The 15,261-nt window shown below is 66.3% G+C and carries 17 protein-coding genes; 8 read left to right on the forward strand and 9 right to left on the reverse strand.

The genetic code is table 11. The features are described from left to right. Positions 1-11 precede the first annotated feature (11 nt). From CX676_RS17575 to CX676_RS17590, 4 genes are all read left to right on the forward strand, one after another. Positions 12-743, forward strand: coding sequence for an SDR family oxidoreductase (locus CX676_RS17575; RefSeq protein ID WP_101753712.1), 732 nt, complete (start codon positions 12-14; stop codon positions 741-743). A gap of 24 nt (positions 744-767) precedes the next feature. Next, positions 768-2,366, forward strand: coding sequence for an FGGY-family carbohydrate kinase (locus tag CX676_RS17580; RefSeq protein ID WP_101753713.1), 1,599 nt, complete (start codon positions 768-770; stop codon positions 2,364-2,366). 79 nt (positions 2,367-2,445) lie between these two features. Further along, entirely contained in the window at positions 2,446-3,564 is a 1,119-nt protein-coding gene (locus CX676_RS17585) for an NAD(P)-binding domain-containing protein (RefSeq protein WP_101753714.1), read from the forward strand. Further along, the gene (locus CX676_RS17590; protein ID WP_101753715.1) at positions 3,554-3,838 is read left to right on the forward strand and encodes a GNAT family N-acetyltransferase; all 285 of its coding nucleotides are present in this window, start codon (positions 3,554-3,556) and stop codon (positions 3,836-3,838) included. The genes CX676_RS17585 and CX676_RS17590 overlap by 11 nt, the downstream gene beginning before the upstream one ends. 7 nt (positions 3,839-3,845) lie before the next feature. Here CX676_RS17590 and CX676_RS17595 read toward each other — a convergent pair whose 3' ends face one another. Together CX676_RS17595 and CX676_RS17600 are read right to left on the reverse strand one after the other, a co-directional pair. Further along, a complete protein-coding gene (locus CX676_RS17595; RefSeq protein ID WP_101753716.1) occupies positions 3,846-4,442 on the reverse strand; it encodes a hemerythrin domain-containing protein in 597 nt (198 codons plus the stop codon). 23 nt (positions 4,443-4,465) lie between these two features. Beyond that, positions 4,466-5,326 (reverse strand): pirin family protein, encoded by an 861-nt coding sequence (locus tag CX676_RS17600; protein ID WP_101753717.1) that lies wholly within the window; start codon positions 5,324-5,326, stop codon positions 4,466-4,468. A gap of 205 nt (positions 5,327-5,531) precedes the next feature. Here CX676_RS17600 and CX676_RS17605 point away from each other — a divergent pair, with 205 nt between their 5' ends. Together CX676_RS17605 and CX676_RS17610 are read left to right on the forward strand one after the other, a co-directional pair. Next, complete coding sequence (locus CX676_RS17605; RefSeq protein ID WP_101753718.1) at positions 5,532-6,101, forward strand: DoxX family protein; 570 nt, start codon at positions 5,532-5,534, stop codon at positions 6,099-6,101. Positions 6,102-6,127: 26 nt separating this feature from the next. After that, positions 6,128-6,772 (forward strand): isochorismatase family protein, encoded by a 645-nt coding sequence (locus CX676_RS17610; RefSeq protein ID WP_101753719.1) that lies wholly within the window; start codon positions 6,128-6,130, stop codon positions 6,770-6,772. Positions 6,773-6,779: 7 nt separating this feature from the next. Here CX676_RS17610 and CX676_RS17615 read toward each other — a convergent pair whose 3' ends face one another. From CX676_RS17615 to CX676_RS17630, 4 genes are read right to left on the reverse strand one after another with little or no spacing between them, the layout of a single operon-like run. Further along, the gene (locus CX676_RS17615) at positions 6,780-7,667 is read right to left on the reverse strand and encodes a helix-turn-helix transcriptional regulator (protein WP_198590237.1); all 888 of its coding nucleotides are present in this window, start codon (positions 7,665-7,667) and stop codon (positions 6,780-6,782) included. A 43-nt stretch (positions 7,668-7,710) separates the two neighbouring features. Beyond that, entirely contained in the window at positions 7,711-8,529 is an 819-nt protein-coding gene (locus CX676_RS17620) for a substrate-binding domain-containing protein (RefSeq protein ID WP_101753720.1), read from the reverse strand. Between the two features lie 26 nt (positions 8,530-8,555). Further along, on the reverse strand, positions 8,556-9,326 hold the full coding sequence (locus tag CX676_RS17625) for an ATP-binding cassette domain-containing protein (protein ID WP_101753721.1): 771 nt from the start codon (positions 9,324-9,326) through the stop codon (positions 8,556-8,558). Further along, entirely contained in the window at positions 9,319-10,026 is a 708-nt protein-coding gene (locus tag CX676_RS17630) for an ABC transporter permease (RefSeq protein ID WP_101754417.1), read from the reverse strand. Before CX676_RS17630 ends, CX676_RS17625 begins: the two co-directional genes overlap by 8 nt. A 150-nt stretch (positions 10,027-10,176) precedes the next feature. Here CX676_RS17630 and tsaA point away from each other — a divergent pair, with 150 nt between their 5' ends. Continuing rightward, positions 10,177-10,659: a tRNA (N6-threonylcarbamoyladenosine(37)-N6)-methyltransferase TrmO gene (gene tsaA, locus CX676_RS17635; protein ID WP_101753722.1), complete on the forward strand. Its 483-nt coding sequence runs from the start codon at positions 10,177-10,179 to the stop codon at positions 10,657-10,659. 9 nt (positions 10,660-10,668) lie between these two features. On the opposite strand, the gene CX676_RS17640 is transcribed toward tsaA, so the two are convergent. The 3 genes from CX676_RS17640 to CX676_RS17650 are packed head-to-tail and all read right to left on the reverse strand — an operon-like array spanning position 10,669 to position 14,410. Continuing rightward, entirely contained in the window at positions 10,669-11,301 is a 633-nt protein-coding gene (locus CX676_RS17640) for a glutathione S-transferase family protein (protein WP_101753723.1), read from the reverse strand. Further along, positions 11,298-12,722 (reverse strand): FAD-binding oxidoreductase, encoded by a 1,425-nt coding sequence (locus tag CX676_RS17645; protein WP_101753724.1) that lies wholly within the window; start codon positions 12,720-12,722, stop codon positions 11,298-11,300. The genes CX676_RS17640 and CX676_RS17645 overlap by 4 nt, the downstream gene beginning before the upstream one ends. Further along, entirely contained in the window at positions 12,719-14,410 is a 1,692-nt protein-coding gene (locus CX676_RS17650; RefSeq protein WP_101753725.1) for a thiamine pyrophosphate-binding protein, read from the reverse strand. The genes CX676_RS17645 and CX676_RS17650 overlap by 4 nt, the downstream gene beginning before the upstream one ends. 107 nt (positions 14,411-14,517) lie before the next feature. On the opposite strand from CX676_RS17650, the gene CX676_RS17655 reads away from it, so the two are divergent. Next, positions 14,518-15,258 carry a FadR/GntR family transcriptional regulator gene (locus CX676_RS17655; RefSeq protein ID WP_101753726.1) on the forward strand — a complete coding sequence of 247 codons (741 nt, stop codon included), beginning with the start codon at positions 14,518-14,520 and terminating at the stop codon, positions 15,256-15,258. The last annotated feature ends 3 nt before the right edge of the window (positions 15,259-15,261 follow it).

Genomic DNA, 15,261 nt, shown 5'->3' on the forward strand with positions numbered 1-15,261 from the left:
GGAAATCCGATATGGCTGAACTGATGAAGGGCAAGGTCGCGGCGGTCACCGGCGCGGCCTCGGGGATCGGGCTTGAATGCGCCAAGACCCTGCTGACCGAAGGTGCAACCGTGGTGCTGGTGGACCGTGCGGCGGACCGGCTGAACACGCTCTGCGCCGAGTTGGGGCCGATGGCCAAACCGCTGGTCGTCGACCTGATGGACGGGGCGCAGGTGGACGGCATGGCGGCCGCTATCGAGGCACTGGCCGGCGCGCCGCTGGATATCCTGCATGCCAATGCGGGCGCCTATATCGGCGGCCCGGCGGCCGAAGGCGATCCCGACGCATGGGACCGGATGCTGCATCTGAACATCAATGCCGCCTTCCGCTCGGTCCGGGCGGTTCTGCCCGGCATGATCGAGCGCAAGACCGGCGACATCATCTTCACCTCTTCGGTCGCGGGCGTTGTTCCGGTGGTGTGGGAGCCGATCTATACCGCCTCGAAATTCGCGGTTCAGGCCTTCCTGCACGCCACCCGTCGGCAGGTCAGTCCGCACGGCATCCGCATGGGCGCGGTGCTGCCCGGCCCGGTGGTGACGGCGCTGCTGGACGACTGGCCCAAGGCCAAGATGGAAGAGGCGCTGGCCAATGGCTCGCTGATGCAGCCGAAGGAAGTGGCCGAGGCGGTGCTGTTCATGCTGTCGCGCCCGCGCAATGTGGTGATCCGCGATCTGGTGATCCTGCCGAACAGCGTCGACCTGTGACGCCTCTCACGGAGGAACAAGACCATGAGTGACGCCGTGTTTCTGGGCGTGGATGTCGGCACCGGCAGCGCCCGGGCGGGACTGTTCGATGCTTCGGGCACCATGCTCGCCTCGGCCAAGCGCGATATCCGCATGTGGCGCGAGGCGGGCGATATCGTCGAGCAGTCAAGCGAGGATATCTGGTCGGCCATCTGTGCCTCGGTGCGCGATGCACTGGCCGAGGCCGCGATCGACCCGGCACGGGTGGCCGGCATCGGCTTTGACGCCACCTGTTCGCTGGTGGTGCTGGGCGAGGGCGGGGCGCCGCTGACCGTCAGCCCATCGGGCGATCTGGCGCGCAACATCATCGTCTGGATGGATCATCGCGCCATCGATCAGGCCGAACGCATCAACGCCACCGGCCATGATGTCCTGCGCTATGTCGGCGGCGTCATCTCGCCCGAGATGGAGACGCCGAAGCTGCTCTGGCTCAGCGAGAATATGCCGCAGACCTATGGTGCAGCCTGGCAGTTCTTCGATTTGGCGGATTATCTTTCGTGGCGCGCCACGGGCAGTCTCGACCGCTCGACCTGCACCGTCACCTGCAAATGGACCTATCTCGCGCATGAAGACCGCTGGGACCCGGATTATTTCCGCAGCATCGGTCTGGGCGATCTGGCCGATCAGGATTTTGCCCGCATCGGTCAGACGGTCGTCGCCCCCGGCACGCCGCTTGGCTCTGGCCTCACACCCGATGCTGCCGAGGATCTGGGACTGAACCCCGGCACGCCGGTCGCCGCCGGGCTGATCGACGCCCATGCCGGCGGCATCGGTACGGTCGGGGCCGAGGGCAGCCCGCAATCGAACCTCGCCTATGTCTTTGGCACCTCCTCCTGCACCATGACCTCGACCAGCGATCCGGTCTTCGTGCCGGGCGTCTGGGGGCCCTACTATCAGGCGATGGTGCCGGGGCTCTGGCTGAACGAGGGCGGGCAATCCGCCGCCGGTGCCGCCATCGATCAATTGCTGTCCTTCCATCCTGCCGCAGCGGAGGCGCGCGAGACGGCGCGGGCGGCGGGGCAATCCCTGCCGGTCTGGCTGGCAAGCCGGGCGGAGGCACTGGCCGGGGCCGAGGGCGTGGTGGCGCTGGCGAAAGGCCTGCATGTGGTGCCCGAGTTTCTGGGCAACCGCGCCCCCTTTGCCGATCCCCATGCCCGCGCCCTGATCGCCGGACTGGGCATGGCGCGGGACGCCGACAGCCTTGTCGCGCTTTACATCGCCGGGCTTTCGGGCATCGGCTATGGCCTCCGTCAGATCATCGAGACGCAGGATCGCGCCGGGGCGTCGGTGGATCGCATCGTCATCTCGGGCGGGGCCGGGCAATTGCCGCTGGTCCGGCAGTTGCTGGCCGATGCCGCAGGCCGCCCGGTCGTGGCCGTCGCGGCGGAAGAGCCGGTGCTGCTGGGCTCGGCCATCCTTGGCGCTGTGGCGGCCGGCAGCTTTGCCCAGATGCCCGACGCAATGGGGCGGATGACGCATAAATCCTCGGTCTATGACCCGGACCCTGCGGCAGAGGCGGTGCATGATCGGCGCTATGACGCCTTCTGCAAGTTGCAGGAGCTTGGCCGCAGCTTGCGCGACTGATGGGGAGGCGTCCGTCCCACGGGCTTGCACCTGCGCGCGCGCCGGTTAACCTCGGGGCGTGGCAGAACCCCGAGGCGTGATGAGCAACCTTGCCTACAAGATCGACATTCTCGTCATCGGCGGCGGGCAGGCCGGGCTGTCGGCCGCCTATCACCTGCACCGACTGGGTCTGAAGGGCGGCAAGGAATTCCTGCTGCTGGACAAATCCCCGGAACCGGGTGGGGCGTGGCAGTTCCGCTGGCCCTCGCTGACCATGAAGACGATCAACCGGCTGCACGACCTGCCCGGCATGCGCTTTGCCGAGGTGCTGGACCCGGGCCAGACCGAGGTGCGCGCGGCCGAGGCGGTGCCGGCCTATTTCCGCGCCTATGAGCAGCGGTTCCAGTTGCCGGTCTATCGCCCGGTGACGGTGCGGCTGGTCTGTGGCCGGGGCGAACGGCTCAGGATCGAGACTGATCACGAGACCTTCTCGGCGCGCGGCATCATCAATGCGACCGGCACATGGGACGCACCGCAGATCCCCTATTATCCGGGGCGCGAGCTGTTTCAGGGCCGGCAGATGCACACCCATGACTATCAGCGTCCCGAGGAATTCGCCGGCAAGCGCGTGGTCATCGTCGGCGCCGGCATCTCGGCACTGCAATTCCTTGACGAGATTTCCCGCGTTGCTGCCCGGACCATCTGGGTCACCCGCCGTCCGCCCGAATTCCACGAGGGCGATTTCACCGCCGAGGACGGGCGTGCCGCCGTCGCGCGGGTCGAGGAGCGGGTGCGGCAGGGGCTGATCCCCGGCTCGGTCGTCTCGGTGACCGGCATCCCGATAACCCCAGCGATCCGCGCCATGCAGGACCGCGGCGTGTTGAACCGCCAGCCGATGTTCTCCGAGATCACCCCCACCGGCATCCGCTGGCCCGACGGGCGGGAGGAGGCGGTGGATGTTATCCTCTGGGCCACGGGCTTCCGCAGCGCGCTGGACCATCTGGCGCCCTTGCAACTGCGCGAGGAGAATGGCGGGATCGTCATGACCGGTCGCCTTGCCACGCAGGCTGCCCGCGATCCGCGCGTGCATCTGGTGGGCTATGGCCCCTCGGCCTCGACCATCGGCGCCAATCGTGCTGGCGGCGCGGCGGCGGGCGAGTTGGTCCAGTTTCTGGGGCTCGCGAGTTCCACGAGCGAAAGGGAAGCCCATGCCAAGTGAGGTGATCGAGAACCCGGCCGAGCATCGCTTTGAACTGGCGCTGGAGGGCGAGGACATCGCCGCCGCCTATTACCAGGTCGACGAGAACGGCAATGTCGTGCTGACCCATACCGAGGTGCCCTTTGCCTATGGTGGGCAGGGCATCGGCACGCGGCTGGCCACCGGGGTCTTCGACCAGATCCGGGCCTCGGGGCGCAAGGCGGTGCTGAAATGCAGCTTCATGGGCCGCTTCTTCGCGACCCACCCGGAATATGGCGACATCGTGGCGGGCTGAGCCGGGTTTACGAGAACTCGGGGTCCTGCCGGGCGCGTTCGAGGATCAGCGGAATCACAAGATCCTCTTCATCCGCCAGATGCTGACGCAAGAGCGGCGCAAAGCGGTCCACCACCGCTGCCAGCGCATCGACGGCAAACCGTTGGTCGCTGGTCATCACCCCCTCGGCTTGACCCAGCCTTTGCAGGCTGTCGCGGGTCGTGGCTGCCAGCTTGTCGATGCTGTCATGGATCAAGTGATGGTCGGCATCGAGGATTTCGAATCCCCGCAGCAGGCGCGGCTCGGCGCGCTGGAAGGCGGGGAAATAGTGGTGATCCTCGACCCGGTGATGCCCGTCGAGGCCGCCGAGCAGTCCGTTGATGTGGCGCTGCAGCGCCGGGCCGCTGTCAAAGCCGGTTTCGCCGCTTTCGCGCAGGGCGGACAGACTGCCCGCGATCCGCTGGATCATGCCGCGGAAATAGTCGTGATTGGCCAGCCAGAACTCGCCAGTGCCAGCAAGGCCGGGCTGGCCGCGCCAGTTGCCGCGCGGGTGCTGGCGCGCGAGGAACATGAGCTCCTCGGGCAGACCCGCGCGGGTACCCAGTTTCAGCGTTTCGTCATCCATGACCTCACTCCTCAATCGGGCGATCACATCCGGCCGAAGCGACCCGACTGGAAATCGCTCATCGCCTTGCGGATCTCGGCATCGCTGTTCATCACGAAGGGACCATAGGCCGCCACCGGCTCGTCGATGGGCTGGCCGGCAAGGATCAGCACCTTGGCCTCGCTGCCGGCCTCTAGCAGAATGTCCCCGCCCTTGCGCGACAGCCGCGCCGAAGACGGGCCGCTGAGCCGGGTTTCGCCGTTCACGACCACATCGCCGCTCAGCACGACGACGATGACGTTATGGCCCTCGACCGGCGTCAGGGTGACGGGCTTGCCGGCATTCAGACGCAGATCCCAGACATCCATCGGCGTAAAGGTCCGCGTCGGGCCCTTCTTGCCGCCATGGGCCCCCGCGATCACCCGCAGCTGACCGGCGCCCCCGGGCAGATCGATCACCGGGATCTGCGCATCGGTGATGCCCTGATAGCCCGGCTTGGCCGATTTGTGCTTCCTGGGCAGGTTCACCCACAACTGCACCATCTCGAAACGGCCGCCCTTGGCGGTGAAATCGCGGCTGTGGAATTCCTTGTGCAGAATGCCGCTGCCGGCGGTCATCCATTGCACGTCACCCTTGCGGATCACGCCGCCCTTGCCGGTGCTGTCGCCGTGTTCAACCTCGCCCTCGTAGACGATGGTGACGGTCTCGAAGCCCTTATGGGGATGCACATCGACGCCGCGCGGCTTCTTGGCCGGGGCGAAGTCGTGCGGGCCGCCATAGTCCAGCATCAGGAAGGGGGTGTTATCGTTATCGCCGGACATATGCGAGAACAGCGAGCGGACCGGGAAGCCGTCGCCGACCCAATGACCGCGCGGCGCGGAGGATTTTGACAGGATTTTACGCATTTCGGACCTCTGTTGGGTGATGCGGCCGCGCCGCTCTTGATGGTCAGATGGGTCTTGAGCCTGCCGGCGGGAAGATGTCTTATGTTCGATAAGCCAGAACGCCGTATTTTGGCATTGTCATCTGGCATCGCACGCTTGCAGGCGCGACCTGCTGCGGCGGACGGGCGGCATATTGTGGCCGCGCCGGGGAAACGAGGAGCGAGTGATGCGGGACAATCTTTCCAGAACGCCGTTGTTTCTGCCTTTCATGGCAGGCTTTTATGACAGCTTTGCCAAGCCGCTGGCGCATCTGGGGCTGCGGCTGGCCGTCGGCGCGCTGCTGATCGTCGAGGGCTGGCCCAAGATCGTCGCGCCTTTCGCCATGGCTGGCTTTACCGAGAACCTTGGTCTCTATCCCGGCTGGCTGTGGTCCGCCGTGCTGGCGGCGCTGCAATTCGTCGGCGGTGTGCTGATCGTTCTGGGGCTCCTGACCCGTCCGGCGGCGCTGGCCAATGGCGTGATGTTGGCTGTGACCTATTGGTTCCATCTCAGCCACCCCTATGGCGCGGCGATCCTGACGTCCGAGGGTATGGCGCAGCTAGCCCAGCAGGCGAGCCTCTTCACCGAGGACGGGCTGCGCAATCTGGCGGCGGATGGCGGCGCGGTCTTCCTGCATCAGGTGCAGTTCAAGGCCGAGGGGCTGTCGGCAATGTGGACCGTCGCGGCGCTGTTCCTGGCGGCTTGGGGTGCGGGTCCGCTGTCGGTTGACCGCAGCCTGCTGAAGCGCGAATTTTGAGCCAAGACTGGAAGAAGGAGGACCCGATGGCCAAGACCCAACCCGAACCGATCCGCGATCCGAAGACGGATCACCTGCTGACGCCGCAGAATTGCGCGGTGGTGCTGATCGACTATCAACCCGAGCAGTACCGCACGATCACCTCCTCGACGCGGGATGAGATCGACCTGAACGTGATCGCGCTCTGCAAGCTGGCGCGGGCCTACGAGATCCCGGTGATCGTCTCGACGGTCGGCGTGGACATGGGGGTGAATACCGGCACCGCCGAGGCGATCATGGCCGAGCTGCCGGGTGTGACCGAAATCGACCGCAGCGGTGTCAATGCGTGGGAGGACGAGGAATTCCGCAAGGCGGTCGAGGCGACCGGTCGCAAGAACATCGTCATGGCGGGGCTTTGGACCGAGGTCTGCCTGACCTTCCCGACCCTCGACATGCAGGCCGAAGGCTATCACGTCTATCCCGTCGCCGATGCCGTGGGCGGCATTTCCCCGGTGGCGCATGACCAGGCGCTGGAACGGATGCGGGCGGCCGGCGCGACGCCGATCACGGCGATCCAGTTCGGGTCCGAACTGATGCGGAACTGGGCGCGCGACAGTTCTCAGCGGTTCCGCGAAGTGCTGCAATGGTACTTCCCGAAACGATTTGGATTGGTGAAAGAGGGGAAGATCTGACGCCCGCTCAGGCGTTCCACAGCACCCTGCCGGCCTCGCTGACATCATAGCCGCCATAGCCTTCCGCCCGCTGGCGGAAGGCGTCGGTCCGGCAGAAGGCGATCAGTTTCTGGAAGCAGGGATCGAACCAGGCCTTGCGATCGACCAGCAGCGCATATTGTTCCTCGATCAGCGGGACAAAGCGCAGGCCAAAGCTGCGGGCGACGGATTCGAGGCCGAAGGTCACATCGGATTCGCCGCGCCGCACGCTTTCGACGGCATCATCCTCGGTTCGTGCCACGGGTTGCAGCGCCACCTGCGCAAGATCCAGCCCCGCCTCGGCGGCCAGTTCGCGGAACAGGATGGCAGTGCCGGAGTCCTCTTGCCGCGGGGTGACGCGCAGGCCCGCCAGCCCGGCGATCCCCTTGGGCTCTGGCAGGCCATCACCGATCACCAGCCCCCGCCGGCGGCTCGCAAACGCGACCAGAACCGCGTTCAGACCCTGCGCCATGGTCGAGGCCGCGACTATGTTCCAGCTGCGGCTGCGGGCGTCATGGATATGCAGTCCCGCTGCGACCCCCTCGCCGCGTGCAAAGCGCGCAAGCCCGTCCATCGATCCGTCGAAGAAGGTGGCCAGCCCCGATTGCGACTGCCGGATGGTCCAGTCGAGCAGCGGGTCATGGCTGCCCAGCACGATCGGCGGGCGCGCCGCCAGCTCGACCTTGCCACCCGAACGGGCGCGCTCGATCCAGTCGCGCACTTCGCGGGCGGGGAACAGCAGCTTTCCCGTGGCACGCGAAACGGGAACCTCGCCCGAGGCGGCAAGGTCATAGACCTTGCGCTCCTTGATGCGCAAAAGCTCGGCCAGCTCGCGCACGGTCAGGAATTCGGGGCTGTCGAGGGTCTCGGGCATCATCATCTTGTCATGCGGGGGCCGGTCACCCGGTCCCCGGACCGTATCACTGTTTCGGCGCGTTCGGGAAGAACAGCTGCTGATCGTTGATCTTGTAGCCCGCGATCGCGGCTTGACCCTCGGTCGAGGCCAGCCAGTCGGCAAAGGCCTGCGCCTCGGCGGTCTTGACCGACGGGCATTTCGCCGGATTGACCGGGATCACGCCATACTGGTTGTAAAGATCCTGATCGCCCTCAACGAGAATTTCGTAGTCCTGTTTGTTCTCGAAGCTGATCCAGGTGGCACGGTCGGTCAGCACATAGGCACCCATGCCAAGCCCTGTGTTCAGCGTCGCCCCCATGCCCGAGCCGGTTTCTCGATACCATTCGCCCGAGGCGGCCTTGGGATCGGCACCGGATTCCGACCAGAGCTGCACTTCCTTCTGATGGGTGCCGGAATCATCGCCGCGCGAGGCGAAGGGCGCCTTGGTCTCGGCGATCTTGGCCAGGGCCGGCTGCACGTCATTCATGCCCTTGATGCCAGCCGGATCGGCGGGCGGGCCGACGATGATGAAGTCGTTATACATCAGGTCGGTGCGCGTGGTGCCGAAGCCGTCGGCCACGAACTTCTCTTCCGCCGGCTTGGCATGGACCAGCAGCACGTCGCCATCGCAATTCTCGGCATTCTTGATCGCCTGCCCGGTGCCGACCGCCACGACATTGACGGTGATGCCGCTTTCTGCGGTGAAGATCGGCAACAGGTAGTCGTAAAGCCCCGAATTTGCCGTCGATGTGGTCGATTGCACGAGGATCGATTGCTCCTGTGCAAGTGCGGGCGTGGCGAGGCCAAGGGCCAGCAGGGCAATCCTCACGGTCTTTGCGGTCATGAAAACACTCTCCGTTGCGATAGGGGTCAGAGCACCAGGTTGCCCTGCAGGAAATCCCGCGCGGCCTCGGTATCGGGTCGGGCGAAGAAGTCCGGGGCCGCGCGGTGCTCGGCGATGCGACCGCGATGCAGGAAGACGACATCATCGGCCATGCGCTTGGCCTGACCGACATCGTGGGTAACGAGGATGACCCGGATGCCGCTGCTGCGCGCCTCGGTCATGATCGTCTCGATGGCCAGCGTCGAGGCGGGATCAAGGCTGGCGGTCGGTTCGTCCATCAAGAGCACATCGGGATCGGTGGCCAGCGCCCGCGCCATGCCCAGCCGCTGTGCCTCGCCCCCCGACAATTGCCGCGCCGGCTGATCAGACTTGTGCCGCAGCCCGACATGGTCCAGCAGTGCATCGCCCCGCCCGCGATCCTTGCCGCGCGCTTGCAGGACGAAATCCAGATTTGCCGCGACCGAGCGGCGCAGCAGCATCGGTTTCTGGAAGACGAGCGACTGCCGGGCCGTCACCTCGGCAGGCGGCAGCGCGCCCCAGCGGATCTGGCCCGATGTCGGCAGGATCAACCCGTGCAGCAGCTTCAGGAGCAGGCTTTTCCCCGTGCCATTCGGCCCCATGATGACGGTGCAACCGCGTGTGCCGAGATCCAGATCCAGCGCGTCGAGGATGGTCTGCCCGGCCAGTTGCAGGGTCACGCCGCGCAGGCTCAGGGGCAAAACCGGGGCGCGCGCGGGCTGCGCCACCGCCGGGATGTCGCGGCCGCGAAGAACCGTCCTGTCGGCCAGATCAGACATAGGCCTGCCTCACAGCCGTCAGCCGTACCGATTGCACCGCCGCATTCACCCCCAGCGCCAGCACCAAGAGGATGATGCCCAACGCCAATGCCAGCGGCAGATCACCCTTGGAGGTTTCCAGCGCGATGGCCGTGGTCATCACCCGGGTCAGGTGATCGATATTGCCGCCGACGATCATCACCGCGCCGACCTCGGCCACGGCGCGGCCGAAGCCTGCCAACCCCACGGTCAGAAGCGAATAGCGCGCATCCCAGATCAGCGCCCGCATGGTCTGACCCCGGCTGAGGCAGAGCGAGCGAAACTGTTCGTCATATTCGACATGCAGATCCTCGATCACTTGCCGCGACAGCGCAGCGACGATCGGGGTGATCAGGATGGTTTGTGCCATAATCATCGCTGCCGGTGTATAAAGCAGCCCCAGGAACCCCAGCGGACCCGAGCGCGACAGGTAGAGATAGACCAGAAGGCCAATGACCACAGGCGGCAGGCCCATCAGCGCATTCATCAGGATCAGCACCGCCTCGCGGCCGCGAAAGCGCAGCGTCGCAACGATGGCACCGAGGGGCAGGCCGATCAGGCAGGCGAGAGCGGTCGCGGTCAGGCTGACCTGCAGCGACAGGGCGACGATCTCGACCAACGCCGCATCGCCTGTCAGGACCAGCTGCCAGGCCAGTCCGAATGCCTCACCGATGCCTTGCAAATTCTCCACCCAACGGGAAATTGTGCTGACCATGACGGTAGCGCGTGAAAGCAGGACAATTCAAGTCTGGAAAAGGGGAACGACTCGGGCGAAAAAGAGGATGTGCCGGGCGCAGACCTGCATGGATATGCAAAATTTACGGGGTGCGCGGTGAGTGATCAGAAACCAGCCAGGGCCAATGAGGCGGTGGTTGATCTGCGTCCGGCCACCGATGCGCAATTGCGCTTCATTGGCGTGATCCGCACGCCATGGGTCACGCGCGACCTTTGCCCGCGTCAGGGAGCCGAGGACGGGCCGGAATGTCGGCTGGTGCTGGACCCGGTCTGGCAGCCGGCGCTGGCGGGGCTCGAGGATTACGAGCGGATCGAGGTGCTCTATTGGCTCGACCGCAGCCGTCGTGATCTGGTCACGCAAAGCCCCAAGGGCGATGGCAAGACGCTCGGCACCTTTGCCCTGCGCTCGCCGGTGCGGCCGAACCCCATCGGCACCTCGGTCGTGCGTCTGGTCGGGATCGAGGGCGCCGAGGTGATTGTGCGCGGGCTCGATTGCCTTGACGGCACCCCGCTTCTGGACATCAAGCCCGAGCGCGGCAGCTTTACCCCCAAGGCGCCGCCGAAGCCCGGTGTGGCCTGACCGCGCGGGTCAGTCCGGCATCGGGATCGGCCCGACATCCTTCGGCACCTGATAGCCCCGCTGCACCGTCGGGCGCTCGGCCAGCGCGCGATACCAGCGCAGGACGTTGGGGAAATCGCGCAGATCGACCTGGTGCCAGTCATGCCGCGCGACCCAGGGAAAGATCGCCATGTCGGCGATGGAGTAGTCGCCGGCGACGAATTCCCCCTCTGCAAGCTGCCGGTCCAGCACGCCGTAAAGCCGCCGCGCTTCCTTGCGGAAGCGATCTTCGGCGGCGGGGGCCAGACCCGGGTTGTTCTTCAGATAGACATGCGCCTGACCCAGCATCGGGCCAAAGCCGCCCATCTGCCACATCAGCCATTGCAGCACATCGGCCCGCGGTTTCGGCTCGGTCGGCAGAAACCGCCCGGCGCGTTCGGCCAGATGGATCAGGATCGCGCCCGATTCAAACACCGGGAAACCCGCGTCATGGTCAAAGATCGCCGGGATCTTGTTGTTGGGCGAGATCTTCAGGAAGGCCGGATCGAACTGTTCATCCTTGCCGATATCGACCGCATGGACGGTGTAGGGCTGGCCCAGTTCTTCCAGCAGGATCGAGATCTTGCGGCCATTGGGCGTGCTCCAGGTATAGAGGTCGATCATCTTGTGCCTTCCGTCGCTGGGGCAAGCACCTTGCCCGGATTCATCAGGTTCTGCGGATCGATGGCGGATTTGAGGCTGGCCATCAGCGCCAGCGCCACCGGATCCTTGTAGCGCGGCAGCTCGTCGCGCTTGGCCAGACCGATGCCATGCTCGGCCGAGATCGAGCCGCCCATCGAGGCCACCAGATCATGCACGATGCGGTTGAACCGGGGATAATGCGACAGGAACTCGGCATCACTCATGTCCACCGGCCGGGTCAGGTTGAAATGGATATTGCCGTCGCCGAAATGGCCGAAGGGGCAGGGGCGGACCGGCGGCATATAGTCGCGGCAGAGGCCGACGCCGGTGGTGATGAACTCGGCCACACGGGCGACCGGCACCGCCACGTCATGCTTGATCGAAGCGCCGTAATGCTTCTGCATCTCGGACATGTTCTCGCGCAGCGACCACAGCGCGGCATTCTGTGCCTCGGACCTGCCGATGACGGCATCTGCGACCAGCCCGGATTCGATCGCCTCGGCCAACGCGTTTTCCATCCGCGCCTCGAGATCGGCATCGGGATCGGGCGAGCTGAGTTCGATCAGGCAATAGGCCGGGTGCGCCTCCGTCATCGGGTCGCGCGCGCCGGGCAGATGGGCCAGCACCATCTCGACCCCGAAGCGTTCGAGATATTCAAAAGCCGTCAGGCTGTCCCCGGCACGCGCCCGCAGGATGTCAAAGATCGCCAGCGCGGCTTCCGGCCCGGCGCAGCCGGCAAAGGCCGTGACCTTGGTGGCGGGTTTCGGGAACAGCTTCAGGACGGCCGTGGTGATGATCCCCAGCGTGCCCTCGGCCCCGATGAACAGGTCGCGCAGGTCATAGCCGGTATTGTCCTTCCTCAGTGCCGACAGCTCGTTCAGGATGCGGCCATCGGGCAGAACCACCTCGACCCCGAGGCAAAGCTCGCGGGTATTGCCGTAGTGCAAGACGCCGGTACCGCCGGCATTGGTCGAGAGATTGCCGCCGATCTGGCAGGTGCCTTCCGAGGCCAGCGACAGCGGGAACAGCCGCCCGGCTTCCGCCGCTGCTTCCTGCACCGAGGCGAGCGTGCATCCGGACTCTACCGTGATGGTGGCGTTCAGCGGATCGACCGAGCGGATGCGGTTCATTCGCCCGGTGGTGATGACCACGCCGCCCCGCGGCACGCCGCCGCCGACCAGTCCGGTATTGCCCCCTTGCGGCACCATCGCCACGCCGGCCTCGGCGCAGGCGCGGACACAGGCGGCAACCTCTTCGGTCGAGCCGGGATGAACCACCGCGATCGCCTCGCCGGTCCAACGGCGGCGATCCTCGCGGAGGTGCGGGGCGATCTGGTCAGGGTCGGTCCAGACATGCCGCTCGCCCACGGCGGCGCGCAGGGCGGCGATCAGCGCCGCACTCATCCCCGGGCCTCCGCCTGCTCGCGCAGCCGCGTGATGGTGGTGCGGCTCGAGATCTGTTCGGGATCGGTCACCAGTTCGATCACCGCCGGCTTGCCCGAGGCACGGGCGCGGGCCAGCGCCGGGGCGAAGTCTTCGGTGCGGGTGACGCGCTCGGCATGGCAGCCCAGCCCCTCGGCCATCTTGCCGAAATCATGCCCGGCCATGGTCGTGCCCGAGACGCGGCGCGGATGCTCGCGCTCCTGATGCATGCGGATGGTGCCGTAGATGCCGTTGTTGAACAGCAGAACGATGGGCGTCGCGCCATATTGGGCGGCGGTCGCCAGTTCCATGCCGCTCATCATGAAGCCGCCATCGCCGACCATCGCCAGCACAAGGCTCTCGGGCCGGGTCAGCGCCGCCGCCACCGCCGCCGGCACCGCATAGCCCATCGAGCCGCAGGTCGAGCCGACCTCGCGCCCCGGCCGGCCAAAGCGCAGGTAGCGCTGCCCCCAGCCGGTATGGTTGCCGGCATCCAGCGTCACGATCAGGTCGGCGGGCAACTCGTCGCGGATGGCGCAGAAGGCCTTGCCCATGTCCAGCTGCCACTGATTGTCACCCGGCGGTTCGGTGTCGGCGATATATTCGTCGCGCAGGGTCTTGGCCCAATCGGCCCAATCCGCCCGCCGCCCCAGATTGCGCCCGGCCAGCCCGGCGACGACGCCCGGCATGTCGGCGGCAATCCCCAGATCGGGGCCATAGACCCGACCGATCTCGTCGGCATCCTGATGCACATGGATCAGGCGCTGGCGCGATTGCGGCGGCGTCAGCGTGGTATAGCCACGCGTGGTCATCTCCCCCAGCCGCGCGCCGAGGACCAGAAGCAGATCAGCCTCGGCGATGCGTTTGACGATGGTCGGGCTGACGGCGGTGCCGAACTCGCCGACATAGGCCGAAGAATGGTTGTCGATGGCGTCCTGACGGCGGAACGAGGTGCAGACGGGCAGGGCGTTCGCCTCGGCAAAGGTCTGGATGTCCAATGCCGCTTGCTCGGTCCACCCCGATCCGCCCAGCATCACCAGGGGCCGCTTTGCCGTCGACAGCAAGGCGCAGATGCGGTCGATGTTCCCCGCATTCACTTCGGCGCGGGTCGGCAGGTAGGGCTCGGCATCGGCGACCGTCACGGTCTCGGTCAGCATGTCCTCGGGCAAGGCCAGCACCACCGGGCCGGGGCGACCCGAGGTGGCCATGCGGAAGGCGCGGGCCATGTATTCCGGCACCCGCTCGGCGCAGTCGATCTGCGCCACCCATTTCGCCAGCCCGCCGAACATCTGGCGGTAATCGACCTCCTGAAACGCCTCGCGGTCCATCATGTCGCGGCCAACCTGCCCGATCAGCAGGATCATTGGCGTGCTGTCCTGCTGCGCGATATGGACGCCGATGGCGGCATGGCAGGCACCGGGGCCACGCGTCACCATGCAGATGCCGGGCTTGCCGGTCAGCTTGCCATAGGCCTCGGCCATATCCGCCGCGCCAGCCTCGTGCCTTGCATTGTAGAGGGTAAAGCGGTCGGACACGTCATGCAGCGCGTCCAGCACCTCGAGATAGCTTTCGCCCGGCACGCAGAAGGCGCGGTCGGCGCCGTGGATCAGCAATTGATCGACCAGAACCTGACCCGCCGTGCGGGGCTTCAATTGGCTGCCATCGGGCATCGCGCGACTCCTTCAAGACTGCCCCTGTCTTGTCCCATGCTGGACAGGGTTGTCAACGAAGCTTACAAGTAAGCCATGCCCCTCTGGTCGGATTTCAGGACACTGGCATGAACGACGCGCCGGCGAGCCAAGACCCGCTGCTGATCCAGCCGATCCGCAAGCGCGAGACGCTGGCCGACCAGATCTATGGCCGGGTGCTGGAGCTGATCGCCGCTGGCCAGATCGCCGAGGGCGCCAAGCTGCCCTCGGAACATCAGATCAGCGAGCGGTTTTCGGTCTCGCGCCCGGTCGTGCGCGAGGCACTGGCGCGTCTGCGCGACGACGGAATCATTGTGGCGCGCCACGGCATCGGCAGCTTCGTGCGCCGCCGCCCGCCACAGGGGCTGATCGACTATGCCGGGGCCGATGATGTGGCCGGGCTGATGCGCTGCATGGAGGCGCGGCTGGCGGTCGAGCCCGCCGCCGCTCGCCTTGCCGCGCTGCGCGCCGCGCCCGATGACCTGTCCCGGATCGACTCGGCGCTGGCGGAACTCGAGCAAGTAATGCGCAGCCGCGAGCCGGTGATCGAGCTGGATTTCGCCTTTCACATGGCCGTCGCCCGCGCCAGCGGCAACGAGATCTTTGCGCGGATGCTGGACACCACGCGCGCGCAGATGCAGGCCGCGATCGGCGTGGCGCAAAGCCTGACGCGCATCGGCACCGACCAGCGGATCGAGGCGGTCATCACCGAGCACCGCCAGATCGCCGAGGCGATCCGCGCCCGCGACGGCGAGGGCGCGGCGCTGCTCATGAGCTATCACCTGACGCAGGCGCGCCAGCGGGTGACGGATCAGCGGCGCAGGGTCTAGTCG

The organism is Paracoccus zhejiangensis (genome assembly GCF_002847445.1).
Taxonomy (GTDB): domain Bacteria; phylum Pseudomonadota; class Alphaproteobacteria; order Rhodobacterales; family Rhodobacteraceae; genus Paracoccus; species Paracoccus zhejiangensis.